22 protein-coding genes are annotated in these 20325 nt (G+C 61.0%); 13 read left to right on the forward strand and 9 right to left on the reverse strand.

Features of this window, described 5'->3' with window-relative positions:
- Positions 1–94: 94 nt before the first annotated feature.
- The 3 genes from ACQ4LH_RS19585 to ACQ4LH_RS19595 all read left to right on the forward strand — a co-directional run bounded on the left by ACQ4LH_RS19585 (position 95) and on the right by ACQ4LH_RS19595 (position 5380).
- Positions 95–1126 carry a retron St85 family RNA-directed DNA polymerase gene (locus ACQ4LH_RS19585; RefSeq protein ID WP_430698723.1) on the forward strand — a complete coding sequence of 344 codons (1032 nt, stop codon included), beginning with the start codon at positions 95–97 and terminating at the stop codon, positions 1124–1126.
- Between the two features lie 298 nt (positions 1127–1424).
- Positions 1425–3089, forward strand: coding sequence for a VRR-NUC domain-containing protein (locus ACQ4LH_RS19590; RefSeq protein ID WP_430698724.1), 1665 nt, complete (start codon positions 1425–1427; stop codon positions 3087–3089).
- Positions 3086–5380: an ATP-dependent DNA helicase gene (locus ACQ4LH_RS19595; RefSeq protein WP_430698725.1), complete on the forward strand. Its 2295-nt coding sequence runs from the start codon at positions 3086–3088 to the stop codon at positions 5378–5380. The genes ACQ4LH_RS19590 and ACQ4LH_RS19595 overlap by 4 nt, the downstream gene beginning before the upstream one ends.
- Positions 5381–5424: 44 nt before the next feature.
- On the opposite strand, the gene ACQ4LH_RS19600 is transcribed toward ACQ4LH_RS19595, so the two are convergent.
- Complete coding sequence (locus tag ACQ4LH_RS19600; RefSeq protein WP_430698744.1) at positions 5425–5862, reverse strand: DUF1801 domain-containing protein; 438 nt, start codon at positions 5860–5862, stop codon at positions 5425–5427.
- Between the two features lie 306 nt (positions 5863–6168).
- Between ACQ4LH_RS19600 and ACQ4LH_RS19605 the strand changes: the two genes are divergently transcribed.
- The 3 genes from ACQ4LH_RS19605 to ACQ4LH_RS19615 all read left to right on the forward strand — a co-directional run bounded on the left by ACQ4LH_RS19605 (position 6169) and on the right by ACQ4LH_RS19615 (position 8761).
- The gene (locus tag ACQ4LH_RS19605; RefSeq protein WP_430698726.1) at positions 6169–6444 is read left to right on the forward strand and encodes a hypothetical protein; all 276 of its coding nucleotides are present in this window, start codon (positions 6169–6171) and stop codon (positions 6442–6444) included.
- Between the two features lie 69 nt (positions 6445–6513).
- Positions 6514–7905: a cardiolipin synthase gene (gene cls / locus ACQ4LH_RS19610; protein ID WP_430698727.1), complete on the forward strand. Its 1392-nt coding sequence runs from the start codon at positions 6514–6516 to the stop codon at positions 7903–7905.
- 148 nt (positions 7906–8053) lie between these two features.
- A complete protein-coding gene (locus ACQ4LH_RS19615) occupies positions 8054–8761 on the forward strand; it encodes an alpha/beta fold hydrolase (RefSeq protein WP_430698728.1) in 708 nt (235 codons plus the stop codon).
- Between the two features lie 25 nt (positions 8762–8786).
- Here the strand turns inward: ACQ4LH_RS19615 and ACQ4LH_RS19620 are convergent, their stop codons facing one another.
- From ACQ4LH_RS19620 to ACQ4LH_RS19640, 5 genes are all read right to left on the reverse strand, one after another.
- Positions 8787–9128 carry a hypothetical protein gene (locus ACQ4LH_RS19620; protein WP_430698729.1) on the reverse strand — a complete coding sequence of 114 codons (342 nt, stop codon included), beginning with the start codon at positions 9126–9128 and terminating at the stop codon, positions 8787–8789.
- 28 nt (positions 9129–9156) lie between these two features.
- Complete coding sequence (locus ACQ4LH_RS19625; RefSeq protein ID WP_430698730.1) at positions 9157–9366, reverse strand: hypothetical protein; 210 nt, start codon at positions 9364–9366, stop codon at positions 9157–9159.
- A gap of 233 nt (positions 9367–9599) precedes the next feature.
- On the reverse strand, positions 9600–9914 hold the full coding sequence (locus tag ACQ4LH_RS19630; RefSeq protein ID WP_430698731.1) for a hypothetical protein: 315 nt from the start codon (positions 9912–9914) through the stop codon (positions 9600–9602).
- Positions 9911–10342 (reverse strand): phage holin family protein, encoded by a 432-nt coding sequence (locus ACQ4LH_RS19635; RefSeq protein ID WP_430698732.1) that lies wholly within the window; start codon positions 10340–10342, stop codon positions 9911–9913. Before ACQ4LH_RS19635 ends, ACQ4LH_RS19630 begins: the two co-directional genes overlap by 4 nt.
- An 18-nt stretch (positions 10343–10360) precedes the next feature.
- The gene (locus ACQ4LH_RS19640; protein WP_430698733.1) at positions 10361–10735 is read right to left on the reverse strand and encodes a DUF883 family protein; all 375 of its coding nucleotides are present in this window, start codon (positions 10733–10735) and stop codon (positions 10361–10363) included.
- Between the two features lie 375 nt (positions 10736–11110).
- On the opposite strand from ACQ4LH_RS19640, the gene ACQ4LH_RS19645 reads away from it, so the two are divergent.
- Positions 11111–12472 carry a caspase family protein gene (locus ACQ4LH_RS19645; protein ID WP_430698734.1) on the forward strand — a complete coding sequence of 454 codons (1362 nt, stop codon included), beginning with the start codon at positions 11111–11113 and terminating at the stop codon, positions 12470–12472.
- A 59-nt stretch (positions 12473–12531) separates the two neighbouring features.
- Here ACQ4LH_RS19645 and ACQ4LH_RS19650 read toward each other — a convergent pair whose 3' ends face one another.
- Positions 12532–13458, reverse strand: coding sequence for a LysR substrate-binding domain-containing protein (locus ACQ4LH_RS19650; protein ID WP_430698735.1), 927 nt, complete (start codon positions 13456–13458; stop codon positions 12532–12534).
- 143 nt (positions 13459–13601) lie between these two features.
- Between ACQ4LH_RS19650 and ACQ4LH_RS19655 the strand changes: the two genes are divergently transcribed.
- Positions 13602–14006 carry a RidA family protein gene (locus ACQ4LH_RS19655; RefSeq protein ID WP_430698736.1) on the forward strand — a complete coding sequence of 135 codons (405 nt, stop codon included), beginning with the start codon at positions 13602–13604 and terminating at the stop codon, positions 14004–14006.
- Between the two features lie 28 nt (positions 14007–14034).
- On the opposite strand, the gene mnmH is transcribed toward ACQ4LH_RS19655, so the two are convergent.
- Positions 14035–15138, reverse strand: coding sequence for a tRNA 2-selenouridine(34) synthase MnmH (gene mnmH / locus ACQ4LH_RS19660; RefSeq protein WP_430698737.1), 1104 nt, complete (start codon positions 15136–15138; stop codon positions 14035–14037).
- Positions 15138–16172, reverse strand: a complete 1035-nt coding sequence (gene selD / locus ACQ4LH_RS19665; protein WP_430698738.1) for a selenide, water dikinase SelD — start codon at positions 16170–16172, stop codon at positions 15138–15140. Before selD ends, mnmH begins: the two co-directional genes overlap by 1 nt.
- 169 nt (positions 16173–16341) lie before the next feature.
- Here selD and ACQ4LH_RS19670 point away from each other — a divergent pair, with 169 nt between their 5' ends.
- The 5 genes from ACQ4LH_RS19670 to ACQ4LH_RS19690 all read left to right on the forward strand — a co-directional run bounded on the left by ACQ4LH_RS19670 (position 16342) and on the right by ACQ4LH_RS19690 (position 20288).
- Positions 16342–17193: a putative selenate ABC transporter substrate-binding protein gene (locus ACQ4LH_RS19670; protein WP_430698739.1), complete on the forward strand. Its 852-nt coding sequence runs from the start codon at positions 16342–16344 to the stop codon at positions 17191–17193.
- A complete protein-coding gene (locus tag ACQ4LH_RS19675) occupies positions 17190–17987 on the forward strand; it encodes a phosphonate ABC transporter ATP-binding protein (protein ID WP_430698740.1) in 798 nt (265 codons plus the stop codon). Before ACQ4LH_RS19670 ends, ACQ4LH_RS19675 begins: the two co-directional genes overlap by 4 nt.
- Positions 17981–18808 carry a PhnE/PtxC family ABC transporter permease gene (locus ACQ4LH_RS19680; protein WP_430698741.1) on the forward strand — a complete coding sequence of 276 codons (828 nt, stop codon included), beginning with the start codon at positions 17981–17983 and terminating at the stop codon, positions 18806–18808. Before ACQ4LH_RS19675 ends, ACQ4LH_RS19680 begins: the two co-directional genes overlap by 7 nt.
- Positions 18805–19572, forward strand: a complete 768-nt coding sequence (gene phnE, locus ACQ4LH_RS19685; protein ID WP_430698742.1) for a phosphonate ABC transporter, permease protein PhnE — start codon at positions 18805–18807, stop codon at positions 19570–19572. The genes ACQ4LH_RS19680 and phnE overlap by 4 nt, the downstream gene beginning before the upstream one ends.
- A gap of 101 nt (positions 19573–19673) precedes the next feature.
- Complete coding sequence (locus ACQ4LH_RS19690) at positions 19674–20288, forward strand: DUF4157 domain-containing protein (protein WP_430698743.1); 615 nt, start codon at positions 19674–19676, stop codon at positions 20286–20288.
- Positions 20289–20325: the final 37 nt, after the last annotated feature.

A 20325-nucleotide genomic window follows, 5' to 3' on the forward strand; every position in this document is an offset into this window, starting at 1 on the left:
CGCCGCACTAGAAGCAATCATTTTTGCGCAAGCGCAAAAACAATTGCTCCTAGTGTTATTGCAAGTATAGAAGGTAGCCTTTGTAAGCTTTTTTATGCAAAAAATAAAAGTTGAAGATTCTTGGAAGTTTTACTTCGAAGATCGAGGCTTGCCTCTAGAGACTACAGAAAAGTATGTCTCATATATAAAGGCTCTTACATCTAAGAACCTGCCAATCATATTTGAACTTGAACATCTTTCTCAACTCGTCGGCATAAAATCCGATGAGGTTTTGAAAATGGTTAATGCACCGGAAAAATTTTATAGAAACTTCAGTATCCCTAAAAGAAAAGGCGGCAAGAGGGAAATTCATTCACCCTACCCATCTTTAATGCTCTGCCAACAATGGATATATCAAAATATTCTTTTGTCGCAGGGGATACATAGCTGTGCGCATGGCTTTGCACCAGGCAAATCAATTGTTAGCAATGCAAAGCCTCATCTGAACAAAAAAGCACTTCTTAAAATGGACTTGGTGAATTTCTTCCCCTCAATTCCTATTGCATGGGTTCTAAATTTTTTTTCAGCGCTAGGGTATGCACATAACGTTTCATATTATCTAGCATCACTGTGCTGCCTGAATGGCTTCCTTGCTCAAGGAGCATCCACAAGCCCATACCTTAGTAATATTTTACTTTTCAGCCTAGACAATAGATTAAACAAACTAGCAAGAGCTTATGATCTTGATTATACGCGCTATGCTGACGACTTAATTTTTTCCGGGAGTTACATACCTCATAACTTTATCTCTATCGTTGAGAAGATAATTGAAAAATATGGGCTTTCTCCTAACAGAGAAAAAACCAGGCTACACACTAACCCCGGGCAACGAATTGTTACTGGTGTTTCGGTCTCTGGTGAAAATCTCGCCTTACCCCGAAGCTCAAAACGAGAGATCAAGAAAGAGTTTCATTATATAAGAAAGCATGGATATCTTTCCCATATTGCAAAACGAAAAATCAAAGACCCATTCTACCTTGATGTAGTTCAAGGAAAAATTGCGTTTTGGCTTCAAATTGAGCCGAACGATAATTTTGCTCGAAATGCTTTTAATTATATTAAAGAGTTAAAGCTTAGCGCCAATTGAAATCAGATATTATTTATAAAAGCTGATGTCGAAAAAGTGTCGAAAACACTAGCCAGATAAGGCCGGTAACCGCCAGAATGACTGGCCAGAAGGGCGCAGAATTGCTGGTTTTGTCCAAAATAGGCCAGCAATGGATAGGTGTAGGACCGGGTTCAAATCCCCCCGGCCCACCAACTAAACATCTAAAGACGTCCACGGACGTCTTTTTTTGTGCCTGAAATTCTGTAAGTTCGGTGCTTTCAGCGCCAGCCCTTCGCGCCTGTTGTTCATTGTTGTTTGCTAGACACAGGTATCTGTAATGCCAACCGCAACCGGCACGCCCATGCAGTCGCAACTCGATCCGCGCTTCTACTACCTAGCGAATTTCCGTCAGGCCCTGACCTGGCTGCAGGAGCGCTATGCCGATCTGTTGAGCGAGACCGAACATGAATTTGTTCGGCAGTTCTTCGCCCTGGATACGCCTGCCCAAGCCCTGCTGGTGCGGATGATCATGCGCAAGGGCAGTCACTTTCGCCTGAGCAAACTGAGCTATGAGGAAATCGGTTGCGCGCGCCAGGCGGCAATGCCGCTGCTTGAGGCGGGCTGGGTGCGGCATGACGCCGAGCTGTGCCTGGAGGAGCTGTTCAAGCTGCTGCGCAAGGATGAAGTACTCCAGCACCTGGCGGGCCACGGCTCAAGAAAGTCGCAGAACAAATCCAAGCTACTGGCGCAACTTACCGAGACCGATGCCGCGCCGCGCGCCTTTGCGACCTGGTGTCCTGCAAGTGAGGAGCAAATTGTCTCCCTGACCATCGACGCCCTGTGCGAGCGTCTGCGCCTGATGTTCTTCGGTAACCTGCGGCAGGACTGGTCCGAGTTCGTCCTTGCAGAGCTCGGGATCTTTCGCTATGAGCGGGTAGAACTGACGCCCGATTCACGGGCCTTCCGCCACCGCGCCGATGTGGACTGCTACCTGCACCTGCAACGCAGCCGTGAACAGTTCGAGGCCGGCGAGCCGCTTGCCAACGTGCTGCAACAGATCAGCGCCTTGGTCTGCGATACCCCCTTCCTGGCCGCGCGACGTAACAAGCTGTTGTTCCGCATGGGCCAGCAGCTGGAGCGAGAGGCTGACTTGGAAGGCGCGTTGGCGTTCTATAGCGACTGCCGTTATGTCGGTGCTCGCCTGCGGCAGATCCGCGTACTGGAACGCCTGGGCCGCCCCGAACACGCCTATGAGCTGACGCTGCAAGCCATCCATGCACCGGAAAATGATGCCGAAGCGCAGGCGGTGGAGCGCGCATTGACGCGGCTGGCCCGTCAGCTTGGGCAACCGCTGCCTGGTAAAGCTAAGCCAATATCGCCCGCGCGGATTGATCTGAGTCTGCCAAGGCCTGAGGCACAAAGTGTCGAGTTTGCCGTCAAAGCTCATCTGCATGAGCCCGAGGCACCGGTGCACTATGTCGAGAACAGCCTGATCTGTAGCCTGTTCGGTCTACTCTGCTGGCAAGCCATCTTCGCGCCAGTGCCGGGGGCGTTCTTCCACCCATTCCACACCGCGCCGGTTGATCTGTTCAGTGCCGACTTCCATACCCAGCGCGAGGAGTTGTTTGCCAGCTGTCTGGCCTACCTCGATTCGGATGCCTACAAGCAGGTAATCCGCGAAAACTACACGGCCAAATTCGGCATCCAGTCGCCGTTCGTATTCTGGGCGGCGCTGGACGAAACCTTGCTGGAGCAAGCGCTCGACTGCCTGCCCGCCGCGCACTTGCGGGCCTGGTTCAAGCGCCTACTGCTGGACATCAAAGCCAACCGCGCTGGCATGCCTGACCTGATCCAGTTCTGGCCGGCCGAGCAGCGCTACCGAATGATTGAAGTGAAAGGCCCAGGCGACCGCCTGCAAGACAACCAGCGGCGCTGGCTGGCCTTCTGCGCCGAGCACGGCATGCCGGTGGATGTCTGTTACGTGCAGTGGGCCGACGCGTGAACTATCAGGTGGCGGTACGCGCGTTGTGCGAATTTACCGCCAAGGTCGGCGACCTCGACTTGCGCTTTACCCCCTCGCCCACCGCCCAGGAAGGCATGACCGGCCACGCCATCGTGGTCGCTCGGCGCGGTCCGACTTACTGCGCCGAATTGCCATTGAGTGGCGAATACCAGGGCCTGCAGGTACGCGGCCGCGCGGACGGTTACGACCCGGATGAAAACCTGCTGGAGGAGATCAAGACTCACAGAGGCGATATCAGCCGTATCCCGGAAAACCACCGCCTGCTGCACTGGGCTCAGGCCAAGGTCTACGGCTGGCTGCTCTGCCAGGCGCGCGACATGGCGGAGATCAATCTGGCGGTGGTCTATTTCAATGTCATCACCCAGCATGAAACCGCCTTCCACCTGACGGCCACCGCAGATGAGCTACGTGAGTTTTTCGAGCTGCACTGCAGCCTATATATCCGCTGGGCCGAGTACGAGCGCGAGCATCGCCGCCAGCGCGATGAAGCCCTGGGGCGCCTGCGCTTTCCCCATGCAGAGTTTCGCAGCGGCCAACGCCAACTGGCGAATCAGGTTTACCGCGCCGCCCGTGATGGCCACTGCTTGATGGCCCAGGCCACCACGGGCATTGGTAAAACCCTCGGCACCCTGTTTCCGCAGCTCAAGGCCTTCCCCGAGCAGCAGCTGGATCGGTTGTTTTTTCTTACCGCAAAAACACCGGGCCGACGCCTCGCGCTGGATGCACTGGCCACCCTACGCAGCCAGGAAGAGGCGATGCCGCTACGGGTGCTAGAACATGTGGCGCGCGACAAGGCCTGCGAACACCCCGACAAAGCCTGCCATGGCGATTCCTGCCCGCTGGCCAAAGGCTTTTACGACCGTTTGCCTGCCGCCCGCAAAGCCGCACTCGAAGGCCAATGGCTGAGCCATGAAAGCGTGCGGGCAACTGCCCTAGCGCATCAGATCTGCCCTTATTACCTGAGCCAGGAACTGTGCCGCTGGGCGGATGTGGTGGTCTGCGATTACAACTATTACTTCGACATGGGCGGTCTGCTGTATGGCCTCACCCTGCTCAATGAATGGCGCATCACCCTGCTGGTGGACGAAGCCCACAACCTGATCGAGCGCGCGCGCGGCATGTACACCGCTGAGCTCAATCAACAACGCTTTGAAGCGCTACGGCGCATTGCGCCGAGCGTGATGAAGGCGCCGCTGGAGCGTATCAGCCGGCACTGGCGGCAGCTTGAGCGCGACCAAGAAGTGGCGTATCAGGTCTATCCCACCGCGCCGGACCTGTTCGTCATGGCGCTGCAAAAGGCCGTCAGCACGCTCACCGATCACCTGAGCGAGCAGCCGGCTGGTAATGCCAGCGAGCTGCTGCACTTCTACCTCGATGCCATGCTGTTCTGCCGGCTGGCCGAGGCCTTTGGCGCGCACTCACTGTTCGATATCAGCCGCGACGAGGGCAGTGGCCAATCGGTGTCCACCCTGTGCATCCGTAATATCGTGCCGGCGCCGTTTCTCGCCCCGCGCTTCGACGAGGCGCACAGCTGCACACTGTTTTCCGCCACCCTGAGTCCGGCGAACTATTACGCCGACCTGCTCGGCCTACCGGAAGAAACACCCTGGATCGATGTGGAATCGCCCTTCAGCGCCGAGCAGCTGCACGTCCAGGCCGTCAGCAACCTGTCCACCCGCTTCGCCCATCGCGACTTCTCGCTGGCGCCCATTGCTGCACTGATTGCCCGCCAATACGCGGAAAAACCAGGCAATTACCTGGCCTTCTTCAGCAGTTACACCTATCTACAGGCGGTGCTGCAGGAGTTGCAGATGGCGCACCCGCAGATCCCGGTCTGGCAGCAATCGCGACAAATGGATGAAGTCGAGCGCCAGGCCTTTCTTGATCGGTTCTCCAGCACGGGCCGCGGTATCGGTTTTGCCGTGTTAGGCGGCGCCTTTGGCGAAGGCATCGACCTGCCTGGCGACCGCCTGATCGGCGCCTTTATCGCCACCCTCGGCCTGCCGCAAATCAACCCGGTCAATGAAGAGATCAAACAGCGCATGGAGGTGATGTTCGGCAGCAATAACGGCTACGGCTACACCTACCTCTACCCGGGTTTGCAGAAGGTGGTACAGGCCGCCGGCCGGGTTATTCGCACCGTCAAAGACCAGGGCGTGGTCTACCTGATCGATGATCGCTTCAACCAGCCGGCGATCCGCAAGCTGCTGCCCACCTGGTGGAAGGTGGATCGCTGCCGCTTGCCGTTAAGCAAGGACCCGGTTCTCTAGACCCGCGCAATGGCTGTTCAGCGAAGGTGGTACGAACAGCTCACTTAACCGGTTGCACGCGGTTTTTTCGGAGAGCGTACAACCGAGGTATTCAGTGCCACGGCGGCGCGAATGAGCGCCATTAAAGCCTGCTCATCAAGACGCTCGCCCTCATGCAGGTCAATCGCACGCCGGGTATTGCCCTCGAGGCTGGAGTTGAACAACCCAGCCGGGTCCTGCAATGAGGCGCCTTTGGCGAAGGTCATCTTCACCACACTTTTATAGGTTTCACCGGTGCAGATGATTCCCCCATGCGACCACACCGGAACTCCTCGCCACTTCACTTCCTCGACCACCTCGGCATCGGCCTGTTTGATCAGCGCACGCACCCAAGCCAGCGTCTCTGCGCGCCAGTCATTCAGTTCCTTGATTTTCGTATCGATCTGCTGAGAGGCCGAGCCTTCACCCTCTCCTTCCGTAGAACCGCTCTTCTCCGTCTTCATGATGGTGCTTGCCCTTTGCAGGATGGTTATCGCCAATTCGCGCTGAAGTATCGTCAACCGACAGGTGTTTTGCCTGCTGACAGCGCCGTTTTTTCTGCGTGCTGGCAGCCTGTACCGGCCCGCCATACAGCCGCTCATAAAGTAGTACTAACGCCGCACAAGCGGTCGCACTCATACGTCGGCGCGCGAAAATTTTGAACTTTTCTATGCGCTGTAGCGCACCGACGCGCCAGCAGCTCGGCTGCCACTGTCTCCTGTACGAGCCCCTGCAACTTCGCGGGGCTCGAGGCTTTATCAGAGGGAACTATGAACAAACCTACCGAACAGCGTTATCCCAGCGGCCCTGCCACGGTCGGCGAACAACAGCCGGGCGCCAAGCGCAACATTCAGTCGTATTACAAAGCCGTCACGATTCATCCGCAGAACACTGCGCAAAGGCCGGGCAGGCTGATCGAGGATGAGCTGCTCAATGCCGCAGACCCGCAGCAAAAATTTATCGAGTTGGTGCAGCAGCGTTACGCCATCACGCGTGACGAGGCGGACCAGCAGGTCAAAGACTTTATCCAGAGCTGCAAGGGCTGAAGTAGCTCCACCGGCCGCTCTGCTCAGGTGGCAGGGATTGCATCGCCCTCCACTGCCTGGAGGTTTTGCATGTCACGAATGCGTTGCTTGCTGTTGCTGATGGTGCCGTTGGCGGTGTGCCTGGCGCTGTTTTCGGCCTGTGCGGCGCTCCCCACCCTGGTACCGGATATGGCACACAGCCGCACGCCGGTAGCCTTGGACGACGCCAACGGCCCACTGTCGACTGCGCGCAGCCAGGCCGTTATCGAACGTCTGCAAACCCGCGACGCATCCAGCACGTTCTTCGACCTGCATCTGGCCGTCGAGGAGTCGATTGTCGGCAGCCCATTGACCACGGGTAATCGGGTCGAGCTGCTGCAGGATGGGCCGAGCACTTATAAGGCGATGCTGAAGGCGATTGCCGACGCGCGCGACCATATCAATATGGAAAGCTACATCTTCGATGATGATGAAATCGGTCAGCGCTTTGCGGCGGCGTTGATCGCCAAGCAGCAGGCCGGCGTGCAGGTCAACCTGATCCGCGACAGCGTCGGCACACTGGGCGCCGAGACGGCTTTCTTCACCCGCCTGAGCGAAGCCGGGGTGCAGGTCGTCGAGTTCAACCCGGTCAACCCGCTGACCGCCAAAGCCGGCTGGGAAGTGAACCAGCGCGACCATCGCAAGCTGCTGATCGTCGATGGGCGTATAGCCTTTCTCGGTGGGGTCAACATCAGCAGCGTGTATTCCGGTAGTTCGTTGCGCTTGGGCAAGCAAGCCGACCCCGCAGCCGACTTGCCCTGGCGCGATACCCATCTGCGCCTCGAAGGGCCGGTGGTGGGCGAGTTGCAGCAGCTGTTTATCATCACCTGGGCCAAGCAGAAGGGCCCGCCCCTGGCCACCGACCAGTACTTTCCAACGGTCGAAGCGCGCGGCAGCGAGGTGGTGCGCACCATCGGCAGCTCGCCGGATGATCCCTACAGCCTGATTTACGTCACCCTGATTTCGGCCTTGCGCAGCGCACAACGCGAGATCTGGCTGACCAACGCCTATTTCGTGCCCGACCCGCAGTTGCTGGCCACCCTCAAGGAGGCGGTGGCGCGCGGCGTGGATGTGCGCCTGATCCTGCCCAGCAGCACCGATTCCTGGCTGGTATTCCATGCCGGCCGCGCCTACTACGACGAACTGCTGCAGGCCGGCGTGCGCCTCTACGAGCGCCACGATGCGTTGCTGCATGTGAAGACGGCGGTGATCGATGGCGTGTGGTCGACGGTCGGCTCAACCAACCTCGATTGGCGCAGTTTTCTGCACAACCAGGAGGTCAACGCCGTGGTGCTCGGTAACGACTTCGGCGACAAGATGCGCGCGGCGTTTCGTGCCGATCTGGCGAAATCCCGCGAAATCACCCTGCCCGTCTGGCGCGAGCGGTCGCTGGATGTGCGCGTCAAGGAACTGTTCGCGCGGCTCTGGGAGTACTGGCTATGACCGCACGGCGGCGGTTCGGCACGCCCGTGAAACAAATCCGCCAGTGTGCGGGGCCGTACAGATAAGCCACGTGGTTTACGCCCATGTTGGATGAACCTATCTGCACGCTGCGTTAAGCAGCCCACCCAACGATTACGCGAGGTTCACCATGCACAAGCCACATCTTCTTCTGCTTCCCGGTCTGCTCAGCGATGCCCGACTTTGGCAACATCAGTCGGCAGCGCTGGCCGAGCTGGCGTATGTCACAGTGGCCGATTTGAGCCAGGCCGACTCCATCAGCGAACTGGCGAGCAAGGTGCTGGACCAGGCGCCGGATGAACATTTCGCCCTGGCCGGGCTTTCTCTGGGTGGCTATGTCGCCCTGGAAATCATGCGCCAGGCGCCGCAGCGGGTGCTTGGCATGGCGTTGCTGGATACCAGCGCGCATGCCGATAGCGAGGAAGCCAAGCAGGGCCGCCAGGCGCTGATGGCGAAAGCTGAACACGACTTTCCTGCAGTTATTGCCGGCCTGCTGCCCAAGCTGCTGCATCCAGAGCATCTGGCTGACGAGAGCCTGACCGAGGTGGTGACGGCCATGGCTAACAGCCTGGGTCAGGGGGCGTTTATGCGTCAGCAGCGGGCCATGCTCGGGCGGATCGATAGCCGTTCTGGCTTGGCGCAGATCAGTTGCCCGACGCTGGTTCTGTGCGGCCGCGAAGATGCCATCACCCCGTTGGCCGTGCATGAGGAACTGGCGGCGGCGATTACCGACTCGCAACTGGTGGTGCTCGATGATTGCGGCCATCTGTCCAGCCTGGAGCAGCCGGAGCAGGTAGCGCAGGCGCTGGAACTTTGGTTGCAGCGCTTAGCGTCTTGAGCCTGGCTGCCCCAAGATGGCGGGGCTACATCAGCAGGGCAATCAATAGCGCATTGGTATAGATCAGACTGCCATCGCTGGCCCGGTGACCAACCAGGTGAAATTGGCCTCGTTGGTCTTCGGCGCGCAAATACACCCGCAGCTGGCAATCGGAGAGAGGGCCGTAGTCCGGCGGCACCTGCAAATCCAGCGTGACCATATCGACATCAAGCATGACCTCTGGCGCATGGCTCTGCTGCAGATGCTCCTCGGCTTGTTCCAGGCGCAGACGATCATTGCCGCTCAGGTAGAAATGGATCTGCTCCACCGGCGTGGACTTCTGCGTAGTGCCGGTCTTGCACCAGCCTTCGATGCTAAAACTGCTCATGCGGCTATCTCCTGAAGTGTGCAACGGGCTAGGTCAGCAGCTGCCAGACTTCGGCATCGGCCAGCTGCGCAGCGCTTACATGCTTGGACGCACCGTGGATCGGGGTGAGCGCGTAGTGGTACGGCGACTCGTAGATGGCCGAGTAGCGCACGCCGCTGAGCCGGTGCAGGTAAATCATTGAGCAATGACACTGCGCGTTGATGTACTGGATCATCGGTGATGCGGTCATGCCGTGCATTGGGTCGCCTGCTGCGGCGGATGCCGCTCTGATGCAATTGATTCTGCGCGGCCCCTCGCGCCGCGTCTGTACGCCATCGAACCCAGGCACGCAGGCGTATGTATGGCTGCACACCGATAGGGCCAGCGCGCTCGCAGCGCGGCAATCCGCAGGCACGGTGATCGTTATGCGCAGCGGCGAAATGCGGCGCAAACAGGCCCGCACTCATATCAGCAAGAGGGTAGTAACGTCGGTTAAAGATCGTGGTTGGGCGGCGGCAAACTGCGCTGGTCGGTGGAAGTCGCGCGCAGCAGTTTGGCCAGTAGCAAGGCGCCGCTGAGGGTGCCGATAAAGCGCGGGCCAAACAGCATCAGTGCGGCTTGCGAGGCCAGGCGCATGGCCACTGCAGGACGCTGGGTCAGCAGGCGCATGGTCATGCTGCGCGGGAACTGGTTATCCCCGCCCACCTCGGGCGCCAGCAGATGACCGATACGCTGGCGCTGCAGCAACAACCTGTGGCGTAGCGCCTGGCGTTGTTCCAGGCGCGCAAGTGCAGTGAGCGTGCTCATAGGGTGCTCTTGATAAGGGCGATATCAGCGGCCACCTCGGCGCGGGTAGCAGCGAAACTGCTGCTGCCCTGCCCTAGCAGGTGGTGCAAATGACGCCAGGCGATAGCGCCCGCGAGGCCGTGTACGCATAGCAGGCCCAGCAGCGCATGGATTCGATAAGGGGTGGCCCAGCTCAACGCCAATACCAAGGCGTTGCCCAGCAGCATGATGCACAGCAGGCAGGCAAAGCCGAAGAGCGTGGTCAGCAGGATGCGCAGCAGGCGCTGCTTTTCTTCCGCCCACTCCAGGCAAACCAGCTGCCCATGCAGCGCGGCCTGAGCAAACAACGCCCGACCCGCCGAGCGCAGCAAACGCAGCAGGGCGAACAGATTGAGACCCTCGGCCGCCTGCGGGGCAGCCGAGGGTTGTTCTTCAGGGTTATGGCTCATAACGGCGGCAAGTTACGACTAGCTGCGCCGAGCGAGAGCAATACCCAGCAGAAAGCCAATCACGGTGCTGGCACCGAGAGCTTTCCAAGGTTGCTCATGCACGTATTCGTTGGTCACGGTGGCGCTCTGCTTCGCACGCTGCACGATGCTCTCACCCATGTTTTCCAGCGAGGCTTTGGCTGTGGCCACTCGCGCATTGAGCTTAATCCGCGCTTGCGCCAGTTCTTCGCCGGTAAGCGAAGTGGTTTCCTTGATCAGGTCTTCGATGTCAGAAAGAAAATTCTGAAACTCGCGGGAAACACCCGATACCGAAACGGCGCTGGCGGCTTTGGCAAGCGCGGATTGGCCATTGCCTTGGCTATTGGTAGCGGGGTTGATCGATGGATTTTGCATGGTTGACTCCTGTCAGTGCTGAGGTGCCGTAAGGGCGGCTATTGCGCAACTACTCGGTCTCGCTGGCGTAGTGAGGGTCCACCGTGAACGCAAGCAGAATGCCCGTCTGTGCGTCAGCGAACGCTGATCGCCGTTCTTAACCAATGACCTAGACGCGTTAGCGCCGTGCTGACGGTGAAACTGCGCAATCAGGTTGAGCGGAATTTTCAATTGCCTTGGAACACTCCTATGCTTGATTTACCCCATCGCTCGGCGCTTTAAAGACGCGTGCCCATGGGGCTCACGTGGCAACCCACCGCGCAATCGACGCCCGCTGCCGTTGATTGCGTGCGGAGCGAATCGATGAGACGAGCTAGCGCACACCGCTGGATGGCAATGCTGATTGCCGTCGCGTTTCTTTGGGCTGCGTCGCAGGGCGCAGCGCTTGCCCAGGCACGCTCGGCACTGGTCATCGGCAACAACGCCTATGCCTTCGCGCCACTGGTCAACCCAACCAACGATGCCGCCGATGTCACTCGCACGCTGCGCGAAGCTGGTTTTTCGGTAACCACGCTGATCGACGCTGACCGGCAAACCATGCTGGATGCCGTGGCGCAGTTTTCTGCCCAGCTCAAATCCGCGGGCGGTGTCGGCCTGCTGTTCTTTGCCGGGCATGGGGTGCAAGTTGCCGGCGAGAATTACCTGCTGCCCATCGGCGATGGCATCGCCGATGCCTCCGAACTGGCGGATAAGGCAGTCAGCGCCTCGGCGATGGTCCATTCCATGGCCATGTCGGGCAACGATCTCAACATCATCATTCTCGACGCCTGTCGCGACAATCCGCTTACTGAGGTGACGTCCGGCCTGTCGCGCATCGACTCCAGCGCCAGCCTGTTTGTCTCGTACTCCACCTCGCCCGGCGCCGTGGCGCTGGATGGCGAGGGGCGCAACTCACCTTACGCAAAACACCTGACACTGGCGCTGGCAACGCCCAACCTCAATCTCGAAGAGACATTCAAGAAAACCCTCAAGGGCGTCTACCAGGAAACCAGTGGCCAGCAGACGCCCTGGCTGTCGTCGTCATTCTTCGGCGACTTCGTGTTTCGCGGCGAGGGCGAAGCCAGTTCTAGCGGCGACCAGGCTGTGGAAAAAGCCTCGCCTGCGCAGCAGAGCCAGCCCGAGGCGATCACCTCCCCTCGCACGCTGACAGGGCTGTACAAGGTGTCCGGCACCAACCCGAACGGCACACGCTACCCAGGCATGCTGGCGCTGGCGCAGCGAGGCGAGTTTTACGACTTCACCTGGTGGATCGGTCGCGATGTGTTCAGGGGCAAGGGCGAGCTGGCCGGGCGCATGCTGGTCGTGCACTGGAATGATGTTCTGCCGGTGGTGTATTCATTCGCGCCCGATGGTGTGCTCGACGGGGAATGGGCCGATGGCACGGCGACTGAACGCCTGAGCCTTTACGCGGCGGCCAGCGACGCAGTGCCCAAGAAGGGGCTGTATCGGGTCGAGGGGCACAACAGTGACGGCTCGGGCTATACGGGCCAGATGGCGCTCGAGGGCGAAGGCAATGAGTACCGCCTGAGCTGGACCATTGGCGATACGAGCTATGACGGCAGCGGCAAGTTCAACAACGGGCTGATGATCGTCGATTGGGGCGGCTCAACCCCGCTGGTCTATGCCCTGGAGGCAGATGGCCGGCTGGTCGGGCTGTGGGATGGCGGGCTGGCCTCGGAAACCGCCACACCGCATTGAGGCCGAGTAAAAGAAACACAGTCATTTAAGCTAAACAGCGCTCCAGCACCTCACCCGCGTCACGTCCCCTGCCGATCACTGATCGGCGCATGCTCTGCCATCAGCTCAGCCACCCACTCGATAAATACGCGCAGCTTGATGCTGATATGCCGGTTCGGCGGAAACGCCACGTACAGCGGCATGGGATCGAGGCGCCAGTCCTCGAACAGCGGCAGCAAATCACCCTGCGCCACGTGGGGGGCGGACATATAGTCCGGCAGCCACAGAACCCCCATGCCAGCCAGACCCGCCGCCAGGTAGGCGTTACCATCGTCGACCGCCAGCACATAGCGACCCTGGATATGAATACTCTCCCCAGCGCGGTGCATGGCATACGGCAGGGCTTTACCGGTGCGAGCCCAGAGAAAGCCGACGATACGGTGCTGCGAGTCTTCCAGCTCGCGCGGGTGCGCGGGCGTGCCGAGGCGTTGCAGGTAGCTGGGCGCTGCATAAACGCCCAGCTGCAGATCGCCGACCCGGCGCGCCATCAGCGATTGATCCGTCAACTCGCCGCCGCGCACGACACAATCGACCTTCTCGCCAATCAGATCGACGATGCGGTCGCTGACGCCCATATCGATCTGGATCTCCGGGTAACGCGCGTGAAATGCCGGCAAGGCAGGCATAAGGATCATTCTGGCCAACGGGCTCGGCACATCCACCCGCAGCCGGCCTCTGGGCACCGCCGAGGCGCCAGACAGGCTGGTCTCGGCCTCGGCCAGGTCGTCCAGCAGCCTTAACACGCGCTCGTAATAGAGCGCGCCGTCGGCCGTGAGGTTGACCTTGCGCGTGGTGCGGTTGAGCAGCTTGACCCGCAAGCGCGCCTCCAGTTGCTGCACCAGCTGGGTCACGCTGGTTTTGCTTATGTGTAGGGTTTCGGCCGCCTTGGTAAAGCTGCCCGACTCCACCACCCGAGCAAATGCCTGCATCGCATCGAAACGGTCCATTTACTATCCCAATATCGGCTGGATTATTTGGATTCTACAAACAGTGTTAGCCAGAGTTGCTGGTTTATCGGCCTAACGCAACGCCCTACAGTCGCTTCATCGTTAATAAATCGGGGCGCTACCGCCCCATGATGGAGGTACAGATGAACCAGCGTGATGTGGTATTCCCGCCTGGCCGCCAGGCGCTTTATGAGATCAATCGCTATTCGCCGGCGATCCGCAGCAACGGCTTTTTGTTTGTCTCTGGGCAAGTCGGTAGTCGTGAAGACGGCTCTCCCGAACCCGAGTTGGAGGCGCAGGTACGCACCGCATTCACCAACCTGAATGCGATTCTGCACGCTGCCGGCGGCAGCTTTGACGATGTGGTCGACGTGACGGTCTTTATGGTCGACCCACAGGCGACGTTCGAAAGGATCTGGAAGGTTGTCCCGGAGTTCTGGGGTAACGCGCCGTACCCGACCATAACCGCCGTCGGCGTGACCTGGTTGTATGGCTTCCAGTTCGAGATCAAGGTGATCGCCAAACTGCCAGAAGCCAGCAACGGATGATTGCAGCACAGGGGCTGGGTGGTAACACTCAGCCTTGCCGATTGGCCTTGCGCTCAATCAGGTAGGCGATGACCGCCGCCTGGCCACCGGCAAACTCGATACGCGCCGCCTTGCTTTCGCGCTGGTAGGCGTACATCGGGTCGTAGTATTCGCGCAACAGCCCGGCAATCCAGTCGCGGTGCAGCGCAACCGCACCGCTACGCTGCTCGTCCAGCGCCGCCTGCATGATGGTCAGCAAACGCTGGTAACGCTCACCACCCAGGCGCTTCTGGATATTGCTCAGGCTTTGCAGCAGGCGCTCGGCGTAGAGTCGAAAGCCCTCTTCCTCACCGTGCAGGGCGATAAATTCGGCGCACAGGTTGACCACGTAATCGCGCAGGATGCGCTCGACGCGGTCCTCGAAGGCATCCTCCAGCCACACCAGCGGGTACTGCTGCATGCCCTGGTACAGCTCCAGCGGCACGGTGCAGCTGCCGACCATGCGCCCTTCGTCTTCCAGCACAAACTGCTCGGTGCCACGGGCGCGCTGCTTGAGCAGATCAATGGCCAGGCGGTTTTCGAAGTCGATCTGCGCCGGCTGGCCGCTGGCGCGTTTGCCGAAGCTGGAGCCACGGTGGTTGGCATGGCCTTCCAGGTCCAGGCTGTTGTTCAGTTGCACCAACACGTCGGTTTTACCGGTGCCGGTCAGCCCGCCGAGAATGACGAAATCGCACTCGGCCACGGCCTGTTGGGTGGTTTCCAGCAGGAAGGTGCGCATCGCCTTGTAGCCGCCGATCACCCGTGGGTAGTCGATACCGGCTTCGGCCAGCCATTGCTGGGTGATCTGCGAGCGCAGACCACCGCGAAAGCAGTACAGATAGCCGTGCGGATTGGCCTTGGCGAAGGCCGCCCAGGCCGCAACTCGCTCGGCCTTGACCTGGCCGCTGACCAGTTGGTGACCGAGCGCGATGGCGGCGTCCTGGCCATGCTGCTTGTAGCAGGTGCCGACCCGCTGACGCTCGCTGTCATCCATCAGCGGCAGGTTGAGCACACCGGGGAAGGCGCCCTTGCTGAACTCGACCGGGGCACGAGCGTCCATCATCGGCAGATCGTTGAGGAAGATGTCGCGGTAGTCGGCGGTGTTGTCGCGCATCACAGCACCTCTACCGCGTAGCGCTGTCGTTCAACCAGACGGCCAATGGGCGCCAGGTTCAGGCCCAGCTCGGCGGCCACGGCAAGAAACTCTGCTTCGCCCTCAGGGGTGACCGCCACCAGCAGGCCGCCGCTGGTTTGCGGGTCGCAGAGCAGATCACGCTGTTCGTCGGTGATGGGCGCGATCTTCTCGCCATAGCTGTCGAAATTGCGCAGGGTGCCGCCCGGCACGCAGCCCTCGGCCAGGTAGTAGTCGACCCCCGGCAGGCGCGGCACGGCGGCGTAATCAAGCTCGGCAGTGAGATTGGCACCATCAGCCATCTCCACCAAATGACCGAGCAGGCCGAAGCCGGTGACGTCAGTCATCGCGGCAACCCCGGCCAACTTGCCGAAGCGCGAACCGGGCTTGTTCAGGGTGCACATCCAGTCACGCGCCAGGCCAACATCCTCGGGACGCAGCTTGGCCTTCTTCTCGGCGGTAGTCAGGATGCCGATGCCCAGCGGCTTGCTCAGGTACAGCTGGCAGCCGGCCGTGGCGGTGTCGTTGCGTTTCATATGGCGCTTGAGCACCACGCCGGTGACGGCCAGGCCGAAGATCGGCTCAGGCGCGTCGATCGAGTGGCCGCCAGCCAGCGGAATGCCCGCCTCATCACACACCGCACGGCCGCCGCGAATCACTTCGCGGGCCACTTCCGGCGGCAGCAGATTGACCGGCCAGCCGAGAATGGCGATGGCCATCAGCGGGTCGCCGCCCATGGCGTAGATGTCGCTGATGGCATTGGTGGCGGCGATGCGGCCGAAGTCATAGGGGTCATCGACAATCGGCATAAAAAAGTCAGTGGTCGACACCACCCCGCGCTCGTCGTCCAGTGCATACACCGCCGCATCGTCACGCGAGGCATTGCCGACCCACAGCTTGGGGTCGAGGTTCTGCGCGCCGCTGCCGGCGAGAATCACCTCCAGCACCTTGGGCGAAATCTTGCAGCCGCAGCCGGCCCCGTGGCTGTACTGGGTCAAACGGATCGGCTCGCTCATCGGTCAGGCTCTCGGCAAATCGGAAAACAGGCGCGGATTCTAGCAAAGCTGGCCTTTAACACAGCGCTCCATATAATCGCGCCACGTCGACTACCCTGACTACTCGCAGCCCACCTATTCGCGGGCCTGCCATTTAGATCCTTTTCCGCTATTGAACCGGAGAATCTTCATGCTCAAACGTACCCTGGCGCTCGCCGCCGGCTTTGCCCTGTGCCTGTCCGCCAACCTCACTCAGGCTGCTGAAACCCTGCGCGTCAGCGCCATTCCAGATGAAGCGCCGACCGAACTGCTGCGCAAATTCAAACCCCTGGGCGCCTACCTGGAGCAGCAACTGGGCATGAAAGTCGAGTTCACCCCGGTCGCCGACTACCCGGCCGTGGTCGAGGCCCTGGCCACCGACCGCCTGGATCTGGCCTGGCTCGGCGGTTTCACCTTCGTTCAAGTGCGCCTGAAAACCGGCAACGCCATTCCGCTGGTACAGCGCGAGCAGGATGCGCAGTTCACCAGCAAGTTCATCACCGCCAACCCGGACGTGACCTCCCTGGCCGACCTCAAAGGCAAGACCTTTGCCTTCGGTTCGGTGTCGTCCACCTCCGGCAGCCTGATGCCGCGCTACTTTATGCTGCAGGACGGCATCAAGCCGGAAACCCACTTCAGCCGCGTCGGCTACTCCGGTGCGCATGACGCCACCGCCGCCTGGGTGCAGGCCGGCAAGGTCGATGGCGGCGTGCTCAACGCCAGCGTGTGGGACAAGCTGGTTGCCAGCGGCAAAGTAGATAGCAACAAGGTCAAGGTGTTCGCCACCACCCCGACTTACTACGACTACAACTGGACCGTACGCGGCACCCTCGATCCGGCCCTGGCCGAGAAGATCAAGGCCGCCTTCCTCGCCCTCGACCCAGCCAACCCGGAGCACAAGGCGATCCTCGACCTGCAGGCCGCTAGCCGCTTTATCGAAACCTCGCCTGAGAACTACAAGGGCATCGAGGACGCTGCGCGCGCCGCTGACCTGCTGAAATGACCCTGCGCCTCTCCGGCGCCAGCCTCAGCCACGGCAACGGAGTCCACGCCCTGCGCGGCGTGGATTTGCATATCGCCGCTGGTGAGCGCGTCGCCATCATCGGCCCGTCCGGGGCCGGCAAGTCGAGCCTGCTCAACCTGCTGGCCACTGCGCTGCAACCCAGTGGCGGCGAGATTCAGGTGCTCGGTGAGCAGCCCTGGCAACTGTCCAGCCGCCAACGTCAACGCCTGCGTGCGCGCATTGGCCTGGTGCATCAGGCGCCGCCGCTGCCGGCGCGGCAACGGGTGGTTACCGCCGTGCTGGCCGGCAAGCTTGGCCAGTGGAGCCTGGGCAAGAGCCTGCTGAATCTGCTGCACCCGCTGGATATCCCCGGCGCTCGCCGTGAGCTGGCCAAGCTGGATCTGGCCGACAAGCTGTTCGCCCAGTGCCAGCAACTTTCCGGTGGTCAGTTGCAGCGCGTCGGCATCGCCCGCGTGCTGTACCAGGCGCCGGAACTGCTGCTGGCCGATGAGCCGGTGTCAGCCATGGACCCGGTGCTGGCCGAACACACGCTGAATGTGTTGTGTCGGCATGCTGAACAGCATGGCGTGACCCTGGTCGCCAGCCTGCATGCGGTGGAACTGGCCCTGGCGCACTTCCCGCGGATTATCGGCTTGCGCGATGGGCAGATCCTGTTCGACCGTCCTGCCGGCGAAGTCGACCAGGCGCAACTCGACGCGCTGTACGCCAATGAGCAACTGCTCTCGCCGCCCGCGCCTAGCGTGACCCTGAGCCTGCAGATACCGCGATGCTAAACCGCGACACCCGCGATCCGGCCGCCCTGCCCCGCCTGCTACTCACCCTGCTGGCGCTGGCCCTGTTATGGCCGGGTATTCATCTCAGCGAGCTGGACCTGGGCGTGCTGCTGCAAGCCGACAGCCAGAGCGAGATGGGCCGTTTCGTCGCCGCCTTCTGGCCGCCGACCCATGACGCGGACTTTTTGCAGTTACTGCTCGACGCCACCTTGCAAACCCTGGCCATCGCCACCGCCGGCATGGCCCTGGCCCTACTGCTGGCGATTCCAGCCAGTCTGCTGGCCAGCCGCGCGCTGTCGCTGTCCGCCGCGTCCCGTGGTGGTCGACCCAAACCGCTGGCGCAGTTGCTGCGCTGGCCTGTACGCGGCCTGCTGATCTTCCTACGCAGCGTGCCGGAAATTGTCTGGGCGCTGCTGTTCGTCCGCGCGGTCGGCCTCGGCCCCACAGCCGGGGTGCTGGCCATTGCCATCACCTACAGCGGGATGCTCGGCAAGGTCTATGCGGAAATCTTCGAGTCGGTCGACCAGCGCCCGGGCCACGCCCTGCTGCAGGCCGGCAGTGGTCGGCTGGCGGCCTTTGTCTACGGCATTCTGCCGAATGCCGCAGCGGAGCTGACTTCCTACACGGTGTACCGCTGGGAATGCGCAATCCGCGCCTCGGTGGTGATGGGTTTCGTCGGCGCCGGCGGCCTGGGCCAGCAGATCGACCTGTCGATGCGTATGTTCGCCGGCGATGAAGTGGCCAGCATGCTGCTGACCTTTCTGTTGCTGGTGTTGCTGGCCGACCAGCTCAGCCGCGTGCTGCGCGGGAGGCTGGCATGAACCGGCTGATCAACCTGTTGCTGCTGTGCGGCATCGGCGCAGCGGTAATCGCTTCGTTCGTTTACCTGGGTATCGATCTAGGCGCACTGATCAGCGGCGACAGCCTGGGCCAGATGGCTGGCTACGTGCAGCGCTTTCTCAGTCCGGACCTGAGCGCTGAACACCTGTCGGCCATCAGCCGTGGCGCCCTGGAAACCCTGGCCATGTCGGCCCTCGGCACTTTGCTCGCCGCCGTATTTGGCCTGTTGCTGGCCTTGCCGGCGGCCGGACGCTTCGGCTGGCCGCTGCAGAGCGCCGCGCGTTTGCTACTGAATGCCCTGCGCGCGATTCCGGAACTGGTGTGGGCCGCGCTGATGGTACTGGCCGCCGGGCTGGGACCGAATGCCGGCACCCTGGCCCTGGCCCTGCATACTGCCGGGGTGCTCGGCCGCCTATTCGCCGAGGCGCTGGAAAACACCCCGACCGCACCGGCCGAGGCGATTCGCCTGCAGGGTGGCAGCCAGGTCGCGGCGTTCTGCTACGGCACCCTGCCTAACCTGTGGCCACAGCTATTGGCCTACTGCCTGTACCGCTGGGAAAACAATATCCGCATGGCCAGCGTGCTGGGTTTCGTCGGTGCCGGCGGCCTAGGACAGATGCTCTACGTCAGCCTCAGCCTGTTTCAGGAGGCGCAGGCCAGTACGGTGATCATCGCCATGTTGCTGCTGGTATTCAGCGTCGATGCGTTAAGCAGCTGGACTCGGCAGCGCTGGGTGCGGGTGTAGCCTCCAGCGCAGCGCTGCAACCAACCGCAACGGCCACTGTCCGACTGCCACGCCACACTGGCGCATACTGCGTCGGCCGTTCTTATTTGAGGGAGGCGTCCTTGCCTGCTGCGTTCTTACGTCACCCGCTGCGCTGGGGCGCCCTGCTGATTGGCGGGCTCGGCCTCGCCGCCTCGGTTATCGCCTGCCCCAGCGGGCAGCAGCAGGTCTGTGCCGGGGTGTGCTTCTGTGCACCGATCAGCCAGGCCGACATCGACGTGCTGTATGAAGACGTCAGCCAGATAGCCGCCTCAGGTCTTGAGCAAGGGTTGTTACAGGCGCGTCAGCAGGCGGCAGCCGACGGAACCGAATCTGTGCCTCTGCATATCCGCGCCCAACTGGAGGCCTATTTCGATATAGCGGTGCTCGACTCAGCGCGCTTTAGGGTCGACGACGGCGCGGCACTCAACGCCAGCAATGCCCTGCTGCAAAACCCCGACGTGCAAGCGGTAACGCTGATCGACATCATCGTCTTCCGCAACGTTGAAGACGCCCAACAAAATGTCGCGTTGTGGGCGCATGAACTGCTGCACGTGCAGCAATATCAGCAATGGGGCGTACGCGAATTTACCCGCCGCTACACCCGCGACCACGACGCCATCGAAGCACCTGCATACACGCTGCAGATTGCGGTCGAGCGCGCACTGCGCGATCAGCTGGCAGGCAAAACCAAATAGCGCTATCGATACGCTTGAGCACCTTGCGGCTACACAC

It is taken from the genome of Pseudomonas peli, assembly GCF_050563605.1.
In the GTDB taxonomy this organism is placed as follows: Bacteria; Pseudomonadota; Gammaproteobacteria; order Pseudomonadales; family Pseudomonadaceae; genus Aquipseudomonas; species Aquipseudomonas peli_A.